The sequence below is a fragment of the Paenibacillus sp. J22FR5 genome, assembly GCF_059691975.1.
The window spans coordinates 634,820-648,185 of the sequence record NZ_JCAUAN010000001.1 but is presented as its reverse complement, the minus strand read 5'-3'; the positions used below and the strand labels follow the sequence as shown (position 1 = coordinate 648,185).

The 13,366-nt window shown below is 39.1% G+C and carries 16 protein-coding genes; 2 read left to right on the top strand and 14 right to left on the bottom strand.

The window, feature by feature from the left end; translation table 11 throughout:
* Positions 1 to 151: 151 nt before the first annotated feature.
* The 5 genes from AC58P7_RS03095 to AC58P7_RS03075 all read right to left on the bottom strand — a co-directional run bounded on the left by AC58P7_RS03095 (position 152) and on the right by AC58P7_RS03075 (position 2,692).
* Entirely contained in the window at positions 152 to 805 is a 654-nt protein-coding gene (locus tag AC58P7_RS03095) for an SMI1/KNR4 family protein (RefSeq protein WP_497339929.1), read from the bottom strand.
* Positions 806 to 932: 127 nt separating this feature from the next.
* Complete coding sequence (locus AC58P7_RS03090; RefSeq protein ID WP_497339928.1) at positions 933 to 1,334, bottom strand: oxidoreductase; 402 nt, start codon at positions 1,332 to 1,334, stop codon at positions 933 to 935.
* Positions 1,335 to 1,425: 91 nt separating this feature from the next.
* On the bottom strand, positions 1,426 to 1,764 hold the full coding sequence (locus AC58P7_RS03085; RefSeq protein ID WP_497339927.1) for a hypothetical protein: 339 nt from the start codon (positions 1,762 to 1,764) through the stop codon (positions 1,426 to 1,428).
* A gap of 148 nt (positions 1,765 to 1,912) precedes the next feature.
* Positions 1,913 to 2,401 (bottom strand): NUDIX domain-containing protein, encoded by a 489-nt coding sequence (locus AC58P7_RS03080; protein WP_497339926.1) that lies wholly within the window; start codon positions 2,399 to 2,401, stop codon positions 1,913 to 1,915.
* A 141-nt stretch (positions 2,402 to 2,542) separates the two neighbouring features.
* Entirely contained in the window at positions 2,543 to 2,692 is a 150-nt protein-coding gene (locus AC58P7_RS03075) for a hypothetical protein (protein WP_497339925.1), read from the bottom strand.
* A gap of 213 nt (positions 2,693 to 2,905) precedes the next feature.
* On the opposite strand from AC58P7_RS03075, the gene AC58P7_RS03070 reads away from it, so the two are divergent.
* Entirely contained in the window at positions 2,906 to 4,396 is a 1,491-nt protein-coding gene (locus tag AC58P7_RS03070; protein ID WP_497339924.1) for a WG repeat-containing protein, read from the top strand.
* A 109-nt stretch (positions 4,397 to 4,505) separates the two neighbouring features.
* Here the strand turns inward: AC58P7_RS03070 and AC58P7_RS03065 are convergent, their stop codons facing one another.
* The 3 genes from AC58P7_RS03065 to AC58P7_RS03055 all read right to left on the bottom strand — a co-directional run bounded on the left by AC58P7_RS03065 (position 4,506) and on the right by AC58P7_RS03055 (position 5,722).
* Entirely contained in the window at positions 4,506 to 4,679 is a 174-nt protein-coding gene (locus AC58P7_RS03065) for a DUF2691 family protein (protein WP_497339923.1), read from the bottom strand.
* A 201-nt stretch (positions 4,680 to 4,880) separates the two neighbouring features.
* The gene (locus AC58P7_RS03060) at positions 4,881 to 5,228 is read right to left on the bottom strand and encodes a VOC family protein (RefSeq protein ID WP_497339955.1); all 348 of its coding nucleotides are present in this window, start codon (positions 5,226 to 5,228) and stop codon (positions 4,881 to 4,883) included.
* A gap of 209 nt (positions 5,229 to 5,437) precedes the next feature.
* Positions 5,438 to 5,722 carry a hypothetical protein gene (locus AC58P7_RS03055; RefSeq protein WP_497339922.1) on the bottom strand — a complete coding sequence of 95 codons (285 nt, stop codon included), beginning with the start codon at positions 5,720 to 5,722 and terminating at the stop codon, positions 5,438 to 5,440.
* A gap of 322 nt (positions 5,723 to 6,044) precedes the next feature.
* On the opposite strand from AC58P7_RS03055, the gene AC58P7_RS03050 reads away from it, so the two are divergent.
* Entirely contained in the window at positions 6,045 to 7,262 is a 1,218-nt protein-coding gene (locus tag AC58P7_RS03050) for an IS110 family RNA-guided transposase (RefSeq protein WP_497339921.1), read from the top strand.
* Between the two features lie 202 nt (positions 7,263 to 7,464).
* Here AC58P7_RS03050 and AC58P7_RS03045 read toward each other — a convergent pair whose 3' ends face one another.
* The 6 genes from AC58P7_RS03045 to AC58P7_RS03020 all read right to left on the bottom strand — a co-directional run bounded on the left by AC58P7_RS03045 (position 7,465) and on the right by AC58P7_RS03020 (position 13,250).
* Entirely contained in the window at positions 7,465 to 8,556 is a 1,092-nt protein-coding gene (locus AC58P7_RS03045) for a Ger(x)C family spore germination protein (protein ID WP_497339920.1), read from the bottom strand.
* Positions 8,553 to 9,659, bottom strand: coding sequence for a GerAB/ArcD/ProY family transporter (locus AC58P7_RS03040; RefSeq protein ID WP_497339919.1), 1,107 nt, complete (start codon positions 9,657 to 9,659; stop codon positions 8,553 to 8,555). The genes AC58P7_RS03045 and AC58P7_RS03040 overlap by 4 nt, the downstream gene beginning before the upstream one ends.
* On the bottom strand, positions 9,656 to 10,978 hold the full coding sequence (locus AC58P7_RS03035) for a spore germination protein (RefSeq protein WP_497339918.1): 1,323 nt from the start codon (positions 10,976 to 10,978) through the stop codon (positions 9,656 to 9,658). Before AC58P7_RS03035 ends, AC58P7_RS03040 begins: the two co-directional genes overlap by 4 nt.
* Positions 10,979 to 11,466: 488 nt before the next feature.
* Positions 11,467 to 12,063 (bottom strand): hypothetical protein, encoded by a 597-nt coding sequence (locus tag AC58P7_RS03030; protein ID WP_497339917.1) that lies wholly within the window; start codon positions 12,061 to 12,063, stop codon positions 11,467 to 11,469.
* Between the two features lie 167 nt (positions 12,064 to 12,230).
* Positions 12,231 to 12,641, bottom strand: a complete 411-nt coding sequence (locus AC58P7_RS03025; RefSeq protein ID WP_497339916.1) for a GNAT family N-acetyltransferase — start codon at positions 12,639 to 12,641, stop codon at positions 12,231 to 12,233.
* Positions 12,642 to 12,848: 207 nt separating this feature from the next.
* Positions 12,849 to 13,250, bottom strand: coding sequence for a hypothetical protein (locus tag AC58P7_RS03020; RefSeq protein ID WP_497339915.1), 402 nt, complete (start codon positions 13,248 to 13,250; stop codon positions 12,849 to 12,851).
* Positions 13,251 to 13,366 lie beyond the last annotated feature (116 nt).

The window sequence follows — 13,366 nt, the reverse complement described above, 5'->3', positions numbered from 1 at the left end:
GTAAGAGCGCCTCCTTGATGGTATTGGGTTTCAAACCCGTGCACAAACCCATCATACCGAGGCGCTCCTTTTTTGACAAAGTCCAAATCTTAGTCATTACAGGAATGTTTAGCGTAAGGTTCGAGTACCAGCCCACATATTTGAGTCACCCCTATAAATTATTACCTATTAATTTATAAGACTCTTCTAAATCCCAATCAGGATTCATCGATAACTTGTCAATAAATTCACCGAATGTATTACATATCTGTGGTAAAAACCTAATTAAATTCTTATCAAACCAAATGATATCGTCTGGAATATCACAGTGGTTAAATTTAAATTTAAGTTTCCTTTCAAATTCATCAAAGCTAAACCAAGTGTGATCGGCATATATTATTTTTGGTTCACCATTATTATTTACATTTAAGTCCATACAAATGGCATTGCCTCCAATAGTCGTAGCAAACACGAGTAAACCATACCTTATTAAAAATGCTCCTGGCGATAAACTACTGTTCTCTTCTTTAATGCCAAATAAATTGGCAAGCCTCACTCCATCTCCTAAATAATCTAGTTCTTTCGGTTCAAAGTTTTTGTAAAAGTTAATTATTGTTTCAGGAACTCTGTATTCCTTTAAATTATGTAGTTCATCATCCTCGTCATAATAAACAGTTGACCAATAGCTGAACGTACCAAAAAGATCTGATAAAATATTAATGTTCTCCTCATCACACTTACCAAATGCTTGGTCAACACTGTAATTATGATTTCTTTCTCTTATCTGCTGCATTGCTTGTTCTATTATCAACTCATATGTCTTCAAGGGATACCACCTTTACTTCCTTTTTATGTATTCACTTTGATCAATCAAGTTATCACTCGCTATACTCACCTTATGTTGCACTATTGTTCTTACGTTAGCTCAATGAACTATGAATTAAAGAGTATCTTTAAATAATAGATGTATTCAATATAGTTTTTTTGTAATTACTCTTTTCAAAATAATAAGGGCCTAAATGGTTTAGTTTCATCTGATCACCTTTTTTGAAGTCACGCCAAATAATCAAATTATTGTCTTCTTCGATGATCGCTGAAATAAATCCGCAATTCAAATCTCCACAGTCTGCACATGTAAGAAGAGGATAGCGATTTCCGCCCAATTTACTTAGTCTTTTGAGTGTTAACTCTTCAACTATTTCTTGCTTATACGTACTTATTCCTGTACCAATACAAGGAATATATACGTGTTTTTTCAATAGCTCATATAACGATTTACCGTCAATTATAAAGTCATGAAATGATTTATCTGAATTTTCTACAATCAGTTTTGTAGTAAATGTATTTAATTTCATTCTATTAGCTCCGTTGATTTAATATTTAGAGGTAATTCAAAGACAATAGTCCTAACTCAGATTTGGATCAACTATCGTTCTGCGTTCAGCTTCATACAGGACTATTTAACTCATCAGCTATTCTAAACCACGGTTTTAATGCGTATTTTGCTTCTCCTGTTACCGAATCAAAGTTCCTTAATACTACCTTTGTTTGTTTTCCTTCGTTACCGATTAACATCCAAGGACTTGAATTAAATAATTCCTGGTCTTTAAGTCGATATCCATTCCCATCAAGATACCAACCATCATTTTCATCCTCTAACTCCATAAGTTTCTCTTTGATATTATTATTCCAGTCAGTGAATTTCCCCTCAAGGTAGTATTCATCACGTTCACCAATAAATTCAAACTCAAGACATCCAGAATAACATATTATGTACTTTTCCAATTATAATTCCCCCATAACGTTTTTTACTATAGCTCTGGACTGATATTAAAAGTTTATCAAAAGAAACCAGCTACCACCACGCAAATCTGCCCGTTAGCTCAACGAAAACAAATAAAGAGCTGCTTCAATGCAGCTCCTTCGCTATATGCTAAGTTAAGGTGTAAACATCATAATTGATATATTTATTATTCGTCTGGATAGAGTTCTCAACTTTGAATAACCCAGAGTTTGGCAATGTTCTTATATACGAACGTAATATTTCCTGTGTTAAGCTTACAACATGTGGATCTTTAAGGACTTCATCAACTGGTCTATACTGAACTTCTGAAATCTCAGAACCATCAGCAAGTTCGACACCAGATATCGATTCCATTTCAAAGATGAAATATATACCTTGCTCTAATCCATTATGAACCTCTTTAGTTCCGGTTCTAACACCAATAAGCCTTTTAGGTTGTGCTACAATCCCAGTTTCTTCTTTTACTTCCCTTATTGCTGCTTCTTCGAATGTCTCCCCGTCTTCAACAAACCCTCCTGGTATCATCCAGTAATCCTTATTTGAGCCATATGTAATCTTCACTAGCAAGATTTTGTTATCCTTAACTATTAGTCCCCCCGCAGAACAAGCAACTCTCATATGACCCCTCCAAATACCATTTATTGGTATAGTATCACAGAAGTATTATTCATAATAAATATCAATTTTCTATTGCACTATAGGTATTTCCTATATTCGTTCAATCAGCTTGGATTCAAATATTTCCACGTTATTCTCCCGTTACTTTAACGGACAACGGCAGCCGATCGTATACCGGCTGCCGTTGTCCGTTAATAAGATTTTGATTTGCCAACAAGTAATTACCTTAATATCAACCTCATCTATCCAACCAATATCACCCGATAATTCCCATATACTCCTTCTAACCATAGTGATTTGCCGGTTAATGTAACAAGGCTATCGTTCTTTGTGTGACGACTACATAAACTTACTTATTTAACCCTCGTCGCACCTGATTAGCTGTATGCGTCGCCTCTACGAACCTCTGCACATTAAGAACTGCATGGATTAGCGGTATCGCCAACATTTTGCAATACTGATAAGATATACTGGTACGAAACGATTTCACGCCGGAGGTATGTTATGAGCGAGTTTGCAAATGGAATTTTGTTTCTCAGAAAAGAAATCAGCCAGATAGCGGATTATGTTAAGCAGATTACAGAATTTCATTGTATCGTGAATCATTTGAACGCCAAATGGTCGGTGTTGTTCATTCCAGCTACAGTTTCAACGGGAACATTTTGCGAACATATATCCCATAAGCTGTCTTTACTCGAGTTTTGGAATTATGAGGACCATGGCTGGGGATACAAGATTCATCAGAGGGGGTCACTTCATACAGAGTTCCGAGTGGAGTATGAAATGTACGGGGCTGATGACCTGGGAGCAACTCAAGCCCATGTAGATGTAGCTGTATTTTCAATATTCAAAGTGACTAAGAAGAACATCATTTTATTGCAAGAAGTACTTACCGGAAGCCAGGATGTCGATGCTTTTAAAAAGATACTGAATATCAAAGAAATGTCTCGGCTTAATTACGATACATGCGGGGAAGATGTATTGGATTCGGACTTCCAAATTGAGGTTTCTCCCCGTAGTAACACCAATACCACCTTATTATTTAAGGAAATAACCGAATTAAGTCCTTTCCGAAAAAATGGACAGTACGGATATATTAATGACTATGGCGATATCGTGGTTCATCCTGTTTTCGATCGGGCTGATTATTTCTCAAATGGACTTGGCCGCGTGACATATAAAGGTAAGATTGGATTTATCAATACTGCTGGAGAATATGTGATTGAACCCGAGTTCGATTGGGCAGCTTCATTTAGCGAGGACCGCTGCGTGGTAGAGAGGGCGGAACGGGCCATGATCATTAACAAGAAGGGTGAGATCTTTGGAACGATCGACCGGAGCCAGTATACTTCGAATTGGAGATTTAGCGAAGGCATGATGAACGTCGCAACAAAGGATAAACAATATGGATTTATGAATGAATTAGGTTCTTGGGTTATCGAGCCAACTTACAGAGAGGCTGGTCATTTTCGCGACGGATATGCCTGGGTTACTTTGTCAACGAAGCCAACCATTTATATCGATAGTAAGCAAAATCCATTAACTATACCGGAGGGATACAAAGTCGGCAGTGCTTTCTCAGAGGGACTGGCGATTATTAGTAATAGACATTCCTATGGGGTCATGGATAGGAAGGGGACTTTGTTGCTGGAGAATTTGCCATTTACATCGGGATCGTTTAAAGAGGGCCTGCTTCACCTTAAATTCCAACATCGATATGGATACATAGACGCAGAGGGAAATGTAGTTATTGAGCCAGGCTTTGACGAAGCATTTAATTTTATGAATGGTGTGGCCATGATCGGCATCAAGGGAAAAACTTCATTTATTAACAAGAATGGTACTCTGCTTCATAAGCCACAAAAGTATTACAATACCATCATGTTCTCTATGAGGGAGAACGCCATTTTTAAAACTCAATACAAAGATCGGTTTATGTACTCGAGTAAACTGACAGGTGAACCTGTATTTTATTTGGAAGAGTTCGACATTTAGAATCTTGTTCAAATTCGAAGATTGACTTAAAGGAATGGCTACAAGCATCCATATTGTCTGCTTTGTTCCCTGAGCTTGTGCCAATATGCTCTCGTACTGCTGGGGGCTTTTATGTTTGCCTCCAGACAGGGAAAAGTGGCTCCCCTAAAGTACCGTCATTCACGACATATGACTCCTCGCCCCCAATATACCAGTTGAATGATGTCGTATCGAAGGGCTTTAATATATCTCCAAGAAAACTTCCGTACTCATTTGGAATCTCGAAACTAATTCCTCTTTTCATTTTATCCCCTCCAGCATTATTCAATTATCCTGCACCTTAGCTGAGAAGGCTACCGAACAATAAACTTCGGTAGCCTTCACTTGTTATGAATTGAACTCGTTTTCCGTTAGAGCAATGATCGAATGGCCCGAAGCGTGAATATGGTGTTATTAGATGGTCGAGACTTCCTTGAAAACCTACTACTTCTTATACTCTATTATTTCAAATTCTCCTGCCTTCAGGATCTTCTAAAACTGCCCTGTATCCTCTTTCTGTTTCATTTCGATGTGAAATTACTTTGCCTTTTAGCGATTCAATTGAATCAATTATTTTATTGATATCTTCCACAAAGAATCCGAACATCAATGCTCCTGACTCTTTCCAGCTAAGTATGCTTCCTTCAGTACCTGGATAAATTTCAATAACAAGTTGATCTTGAGAATATGAATAATGAACTGGTCCATTTCCATGTTGTTCTTCAATAAATTCAAGTCCTAATCCCTGATAAAACGTTCTGACTAAATCGATTTGAAATGACCTAATCATAATAAATTTTATAGATGGTTTCATAATTTTCAAAGTTAACCTCCTGTGTTGGTTCGATTAATGAATACCCCTAAAAGTGCTTTTATGAAGTTATTCTCTACATTGAAGTTATTTCCTTTATTTGTAACTAACTTGTCGGTTACTTTAATGGAATCAAAAAAGAGCTGCCGTGAGGCAAGCTCCTACCCAATCGTTTCCCGTTATGATATGAAACTTCAAAAGTATTTTTTTGATTACTCGTTACACGGTGTTATCCAAATCTTATGAATCAATTTCCCATCCACTAAATCCTGAGAAGTATTAACATTAATTCTTAAATTGTTATAGCGTGCCCATTTTGGAAGGTGCTCGACTAAATATGCGTATACCTTATCATCTGGAGTTGCATACCCAGCGTTAACTCTATGACCTCCTGCAAAGTCAGGATATAGTGAATCAGCCCATTCATACGCTTCCCGAGTAGAGTCAAATATTTTACTTGCTTCCTGGTAACTCTCATTAATCCATTTAATGTTCACTCGGAACCCTCCGCAACATTCATGAATTGATTTAATATACTGCTTTGAACTATCGTTCACCGTTAGTCATACATGCAGCGCAAGCGCCGCACCACAGATGATGAAAATGGGGCGAAAAATCTGTCAATACTGCTACTATGGCTGGGAGAGGAAGGTCGATGAACTATGGTGCCATAGAGCCCATCCGTTAGTCTGACTCCAACGATCACGGTGCATCACAGATTGTCGCTCCCTTTCGGGAAGCACTCATGGGAGATTAATCCTACTCTGATTGTTGCACCAGCCTCTACTCTGATTTAGCCATAGAGAGGATGTTTTGAAGATGGAAGTTGTCATTGAACGAGCATGCGGTATGGATATTCATAAGGACAACATCACTGCATGTATTCTTACGTCGAAGGGAAAGGAGATTCAAACGTTTTCAACTAAAACGGTGTTTCTATTACAACTAATCGATTGGATTAAACAGCATGAATGTACTCACGTAGCTATGGAAAGCACAGGGGTATTTTGGAAACCTATTGTCAATTTACTTGAAGCTGAAGGAATTGAATTCTTAGTGGTCAATGCTCAGCATATGAAAGCACTACCTGGACGTAAAACAGATGTTAAAGATTCTGAATGGATTGCAAAACTTCTTCGTCATGGACTCCTCAAAGCAAGTTTCATTCCAGACCGAAATCAACGAGAGCTTCGTGAACTCGTTCGGTATCGTCGTAGTATCATTGAAGAAAGAGCCAGACAACACAATAGAATTCAAAAAGTGCTAGAAGGAGCAAATATTAAGCTTGGCTCCGTTGTTTCCGATATTATGGGCGTTTCTTCTCGTGATATGCTGCGTGCCATTGCGGATGGTGAAGATGATCCTGAAAAACTAGCGAACCTCGCTAGACGCACCATGAAGCGAAAAAAGGATGATCTTGAACTCGCTCTTCAAGGCTATGTACACCCTCACCAACGCCTAATGATAAAAACCATTTTAACTCACATTGATTTCTTAAGTGAACAGATCGAGATACTAGATCAAGAAGTCGCTACAAGGGTAACCCCATTCCATGACGACGTCGAACGATTAGATTCGATTCCTGGTATAGCCACTCGAATGGCGCAACAAATCTTAGCGGAAATCGGGACGAATATTAAAAAGCAGTTTCCGAGCGCTGCGCATTTCTGCTCCTGGGCAGGACTAGTACCTGGACATAACGAAAGTGCAGGAAAAAGGAAATCTGTCAAAGCCAAAAACGGAAACAAATATCTGAAATCTGCCTTAGTTGAAGCAGCCCATTCTGTTGCAGCGTCAAAAAACTATCTCGGCGCCATGTATAGACGTACAGCAGCACGAAAAGGAAAAAAACGAGCAGCCATCAATGTGGCTCACGCAATGTTAAGAATTGCCTACTATCTCTTAACTCGTAAGGAAATGTATGTTGACTTAGGTGAAGATTACTTTGACAAGCAGAAGCAACAATCTATTGTAAAGTACGCGGTTCGACGACTAGAAAGTTTAGGTTATTCTGTGACTATTTCAGAAGTCTCCTAATTCTTTAAAGAAACCAATACCTCTTTATTTCGGGCGCTCCAACCTTTTTAAAAAATGAATGAGCTGCGTCTTCTTTACTATTGTCTTTTTCAGTGACTGCAGTTTTAATTTTCATGGGAGTTCAACGGCTAATTATCGAGATGCTCACTCTTAGAGAATAAGTAAAAAGACGAAGTTCCTAGCAGGTTCGTCTTTTTAAGTGCTATTTAATTCCCCCAGATCCTAAAAGGTTAATTTTTACATTGACATGAAAGACTAGTTGAGGATACACGGCTGTCCATTGTTCCCATTCTTTTTCACGGTGATGGTGAATTGCACGGTATCTTAAGCCCAAACCGATAGGATCAACCCCAATAGACTGCAATTTCCTTAGTACATTTTCGTATCGTTTAGCTGCCTCTTTTTCGGCTTCATGCTCGAATAGGTTCCATTTCGAATATTTAAACGACTGGCTGGACTCTGCGGCCTGTCCTCTTATTTTAATATTCATCGTAAGCACAGGTGTAGATTCCCTTACTTCATCTATGGTGTATGTATATCCGAATTTTGTAACACTCAAAGCAAATTGAACGGTATCTGTTCGCGTTTCTATATCGAATTTACTAATTTTTTTGGATAATTCATTGAAAACACGAGTCTCCTCTGGATTTAATACTTCTTTCACTTTCTCTTTATCAAAGACGGCCACTTGATCGATTAAGTACATTTCATTGAGTGGTCGTATGACGGGTAAATAGGGATCTAATCCTTTTTCACTTAACCTTCTATGGAAATCAAACAAATACTCGGTCACAATAAATGACGACTCTGTCCCTTCTTGATCAAAGCTCAAAAATAAACTGTCCCCAGGTAACCGTTCGGACTTGGGTTTTACTTTAAGCACTTGCTCCGCCGATGGATCCCCTAGCGCCATGAATGTCATCCCTTGGATTTCTCGTCTCCGCAAAAACCAGTCGATCGTTTCACGATTCAGACGCTCTTCAGCCAACTTCTTTCCGAAAATGATGACTTTAGATTGTGAAAAATCCAGTTCTTTATCCACTTTGGATTTGAGGTGTCGAACAGCTTCCGTGATGGTTTGGGCATCATCACTCACGATTTGGAACGTATTCGTCTGACCTGGTTTGATTTGCGAAGATGGAATGGCGAGTTTCAAAGATACATGCAGGGGTTGATCTTTATCATTTGACTTATCTATGCCAACGGCCTTAACAATAAAACGTTTGTCCATATCTTTGAAACCGCAACTGGATAACAAAGGAACTAATAGCAGCAAAAACATCATCGTTTTCATATGCTTGGTCTCCGCTTACTCACGAAATAAACAGTCAGGACAATCAAGACGTCCATTGGTAAACGTATCATCATCCAAAAGGAGGACACACGGAATAAATCATCTTCCCCTAAAATACTTCCAGCTATAATAGTAGCCATACCAACCAAACCACAACTTATCGTATTCGGAAGAACTGAGTTTACAGTCGATGTATTGGGTTTATTTTGCGAAAAACAACTGCTAATGGCTTCAGAAGCGACATGCCATGTCACCATTGTGTATAGAAAGGTAATACTTAAAAAGACGAGTAGAAACATATAAACAACGTGATCAATAAATGCATATTTCATCTGAATCGCCTCTGCCGTAGAAACCCAAGTGAAAATATAGTCATTCACACCGTCCGTGCCTAAAGTGCCAATGGGAATCATAAATGTCGACAACAGCATTCCGAAACCGAATAATGGAATTAGCCACCGGTATTTAATCGAATTTGGGCTCGAGAATGCACGATTGAATATGGATAAGCTTAGATATCCTACAAATGCATATGTGGAGACAGATAAACTTTTCCAACTTGGAAGCATCCACGTGTAATCAATTATGACTCTTACTGCATCAAAGTTCATATGTTTATTGGTTAGTGCTTTTAATATCAAGAAGGTCAGTAAAGGCACACTGAGAAGAATCACGATTTCTGCACTATATAAAACGGTTTTGGATGATTGCATAGCGCCAAAACAAACTACGGTTACAAATAGGAAAAGTAATATATACGACGGCGTTTCTGGATTCAAATATCTGGATATGATGAAAGCGAAATTGATTAATACAAGCCCGCCCGCGGTGAAAGATAGCATCCCAAAGAAGAGCAGTAAAGGAATATAGATGCTCTTGGGCAGTGTAAGCTTATATATTTCCGGCAGACCCTTCCCTGGAAACTTTAAAAGAGACCCGGTAAACATGTACAAGAGAATGCTCCCAATCAAGGTTCCAAGAATTAGCGACATGATTGCACCCTCATACCGCTCGTTAATGAGAATCCGTGGAACGTACAGAATTGAATTAATCATCATAGTTAGTACCAGAGCGTAAAAAAAATACCGTGACAATGATTTCACCTAGTTTTTTTGTCCTCTCCTATAAAAAGCTTCAAATATGGTCGACCAAAGCTTCTCAAACTCGTAGCGTATATAAGGAAACAAAATATGCCTGCTAACACACCTACCAATCCAAAAAATATGGCTAACAGAACAAGTGGAAATTTAATTACCCTCATTGAAAAACTCAACGTATTCATTGGAATCACAAAATTCGAGATGGCTACTGCTGAAGCGATAATAATCATAATACTGCTGACTAGCCCTGCCTGTTGAGCCGCTTGTCCTAAGATTAGACCGCCTACGGTGGTTGCTGTAGAGCCAATAAACTTCGGAAGACGTATACTTGCTTCGGTTAGCGCTTCAATTAAGAAAAGCATGAGAAAAACTTCATAAAAAGATGGGTAAGGTACCGCCGCACGACTACCTGCAATTTCAATAGCTATTTGCGACCGAAAAAATTCAGGATTATAAGAAACGGTTGCTACATATAGAGCCGGCAGTGAAGTCGTAATAAACATGCCTATAAATCTCAAAATCTGTAGCGGTCTAACGATCCATGGTAATTCATAAACATCATCCATCGATGCCATGAAGTCATAAAATACCGCAGGCAAATTGACTGAGAAAGGAGTTCCATTCAGAAGTAAAGCAATCTTTCCTTTACTTAAATTTAACACGGTTCTATCGGGCCTTTCTGTGACCATTAAAGTTGGTAGAAATTGATGTCGTTTCGAGAGCAGCATTTGGAGCTGATTGGCAGCTTGGATGACCTCCACATCGATTTGCATAAGCTTATTCTCCAACTGTAGAAGAACGTCCTCATCCACTCTAGTATTATCATAAATGATCGCTAATTGGGTTTGACTTTGGGTGCCAATTTTCATGAGTTCAACATGTAAATCTTGCGAAGGGTAGCGTGTGCGTAGGATTTGAATATTTGTTGCGAGATCCTCGGAGAAAGCAAATTGGGGCCCCTGAAGAATGTTTTCAATGGATGTTTCTTGAGGCTGAGACGTCGGGTCTTTTTTGGTTTCAATTGCACAGGTCATCTGTGGGAAAAACAACAATGTATAGCCGCCAATTAGCTTCTCCTTCATTTGATCTTCGCTCTGAATAATCTCAAATCCCGGCAGCATTTTTAAGGCTAATTCGAATTCTGACAAGCTGCTTCTATCTAAAAAATTCTTAATAATCGTGGTATGTATATATTTTTTATCACACATGGTTGAGAAATAAACGAGTTGAACTGTTTCGTCACTTAAATTGAGCTTTCTGATTTCAAGGTCATCGGCTCGAACCATACTGTGAATTAATGTATCTAGATCGAATGCCTGCATGAGGAAAATCATCCTTTTTCTTTTTCGCAATGTACATCTAATTTACCGTTTTTCTGGAAAAATTATTCATTACAGTGATTTATGTGTCATATTCGAATTGTTACCACAAATAAATTAGTGGATTACCTCCTGATCATTACAATGAGAAGGGTAAATGTCATGCAAAAAAAACAAATATTCAGCGTCTTGTTGGACATGTCACCACAAACGATTCGCTACTTGTTTCAGTACTTGTAAGGGTTTAGAGGCTTCATATTTGGAATGTGTATGCGTCGCGTCAACCTAAAAACATATTACCGCGGTGAATTAATAAAGTATTAGTAAATAAAAATGGGCTGGTGATGGTTCACCAACCGCTTTTACATATTCTGTAACCGTTTTTCAGTGCTCTCCCATTGTGGGCACTTCTTTTTTTGATTCTCTATGTTTTCCTTCCCGTCAGAACCTTACAGCCCATCTGCGATAATTCGATCTGTCATTGACAAGCATTATTGAGTCAGTTTCTTGAATTGATTCAGGAAAAATTGCTGGGAAAGAATTAAGAGAGCGAAAGCAATTCCCGTTTCTATTAAAATAAAAGGAAAATTTCGGATGTACTTAGCTCCATAAGCGAGCATCGAGGTCCACTCGCCGGTCGTTGTCAGATAGATAATATAGGGTACTTCCCCTGGCATTATCTGATCTACCATCACCAAAGTCTCCGAACCACCGATAATGATATTGAAAATCGCTAAATGTCCCATAAGGAAGAGCACGATGATGAATTCGCTTATCGCCATATAAAGCAATTCAAGTCGCATGCTGGAAAGAATGTGTCTTACGATTATATGCAATGTCGAGCTACCCATCAATCGGGACGTTTCAACGTATGGTTTCCTATTGTAGAAGCTGCTTCTTTCTTTAATTTGATAAGCGAGTGGAAAGATACCCAGGACGGTCATCATGACGAAATAGACGATCGTGATTAGCATCAAGTCGTGAGGATCCGCTTTGTTCACCTCATTCAAGCCAAGTCCGAAGAACATGCCTACGAGTGTTGGATATAGAAACAAGAATGCCGGAACGGCAGAGATTACCCAATGCATGGCCCGCAATGCACAGCCGGTGATTCAACTCCACCTCTGTTCCCGCATGCCTATTTAACGACACATCCTAATTTATCTCGTTCTCTTTCATTCATCATCGAAATCTAAAGGATGAAATCCTGCGAATAGACGAGCTTGCGTGAGAAAATCAAATCATACCGAGGGAGTTAACGGAAACGTACTGAGGGAGTTGAGCGAGTTGAAACCTCATAAATCTTTGTAGCATCGCCATTAAACATATAGCCAGTGGTTAAATGAGTCCAACCATTTTTCTCATAGTATCCATCTAAATCAGAATACAAATAAAGTTTCTTTAACCCTTTATTTCCAGTCTCTCGGATTGTATGTTTCAACAATTTTGACCCAATCTTATTACGTAATAATGAATAATTACCAATAATAGATTTATTTTGGATAGCTAAATAAAAACGAGGCAGGTCACTCTCTGCGGTACACGAGTTCATCATACAATCAAGGTAAAATTTATAGTTACTTTGACTTCTCCATTGATTACAAAATACTTTTACGGCTTCATCGAAATACTCCATTTTATCTTGTAATTCGAACACTTCGAACATCGAATATACCTCCCGTTTGAGCTAACTTCCTCAATGCCCTTAGTTGAAAAGGCTGCCGCTCCATTACCGTCGGCAGCCTCCTCCTGTTTAAATATGCTATAGTTCACCGTTAGCGGAATATAATTAGCTCCACTTTTAACGCTACCCGGCTTTAGATAGGAGTCGCTCAACTGTTCTGCGGCCGCGTGCTACGCTTTCCCGATTCCCTCAGCGCCACCGATCTCCGCGCTTCTTCACGTAGTGTGCAAACACAAACCGCCAAGGAATGACGAAAGGAACAATCACGACCATCAAACAGGCTGAGGCCATCGCCCAGGTTGACCCGTCCATTTGACCGTCGGACCACAGTGGGAGCGCAACGACGATGAGCCAGATCGACTTCCACACCAATTCCCACAGAAGCAAAGGCAGCATCTGCAGCGGATACCGCAGCCCCAAGACTGACAGAGCCCAAAAGGCGGCCAGCATGCAGGCGACCACTCCTTCCATCAGTTCCCAAGGCTTTTCGTGGTGGATGTATCCAGGCAATACCATGGTACCGAGCCCCACGACGATAAGAAGGTACATCGCCCTCAGCAAATAAAGACGAAACAACGAGACTTCGTTCATTCTAACAGCTCCTTTTTATTGAAGATGAACTATATAAATTGTATTAATAAAATAGTACACTAATACATTAAATCACGTCAATGGGTATTAAAAAAACAGCCTTCAATAGATTCAGG

What these genes read in the sequence shown, in the direction of transcription:
- AC58P7_RS03080 (WP_497339926.1), bottom strand. Translation starts at nt 2,401, where the DNA reads ATGAGAGTTGCTTGTTCTGCGGGGGGACTAATAGTTAAGGATAACAAA.
- AC58P7_RS03030 (WP_497339917.1), bottom strand. Translation starts at nt 12,063, where the DNA reads ATGCATTGGGTAATCTCTGCCGTTCCGGCATTCTTGTTTCTATATCCA.
- AC58P7_RS03060 (WP_497339955.1), bottom strand. Translation starts at nt 5,228, where the DNA reads ATGAAACCATCTATAAAATTTATTATGATTAGGTCATTTCAAATCGAT.
- AC58P7_RS03075 (WP_497339925.1), bottom strand. Translation starts at nt 2,692, where the DNA reads ATGGTTAGAAGGAGTATATGGGAATTATCGGGTGATATTGGTTGGATA.
- AC58P7_RS03020 (WP_497339915.1), bottom strand. Translation starts at nt 13,250, where the DNA reads ATGAACGAAGTCTCGTTGTTTCGTCTTTATTTGCTGAGGGCGATGTAC.
- AC58P7_RS03035 (WP_497339918.1), bottom strand. Translation starts at nt 10,978, where the DNA reads ATGCAGGCATTCGATCTAGATACATTAATTCACAGTATGGTTCGAGCC.
- AC58P7_RS03045 (WP_497339920.1), bottom strand. Translation starts at nt 8,556, where the DNA reads ATGAAAACGATGATGTTTTTGCTGCTATTAGTTCCTTTGTTATCCAGT.
- AC58P7_RS03050 (WP_497339921.1), top strand. Translation starts at nt 6,045, where the DNA reads ATGGAAGTTGTCATTGAACGAGCATGCGGTATGGATATTCATAAGGAC.
- AC58P7_RS03025 (WP_497339916.1), bottom strand. Translation starts at nt 12,641, where the DNA reads ATGTTCGAAGTGTTCGAATTACAAGATAAAATGGAGTATTTCGATGAA.
- AC58P7_RS03070 (WP_497339924.1), top strand. Translation starts at nt 2,906, where the DNA reads ATGAGCGAGTTTGCAAATGGAATTTTGTTTCTCAGAAAAGAAATCAGC.
- AC58P7_RS03065 (WP_497339923.1), bottom strand. Translation starts at nt 4,679, where the DNA reads ATGAAAAGAGGAATTAGTTTCGAGATTCCAAATGAGTACGGAAGTTTT.
- AC58P7_RS03090 (WP_497339928.1), bottom strand. Translation starts at nt 1,334, where the DNA reads ATGAAATTAAATACATTTACTACAAAACTGATTGTAGAAAATTCAGAT.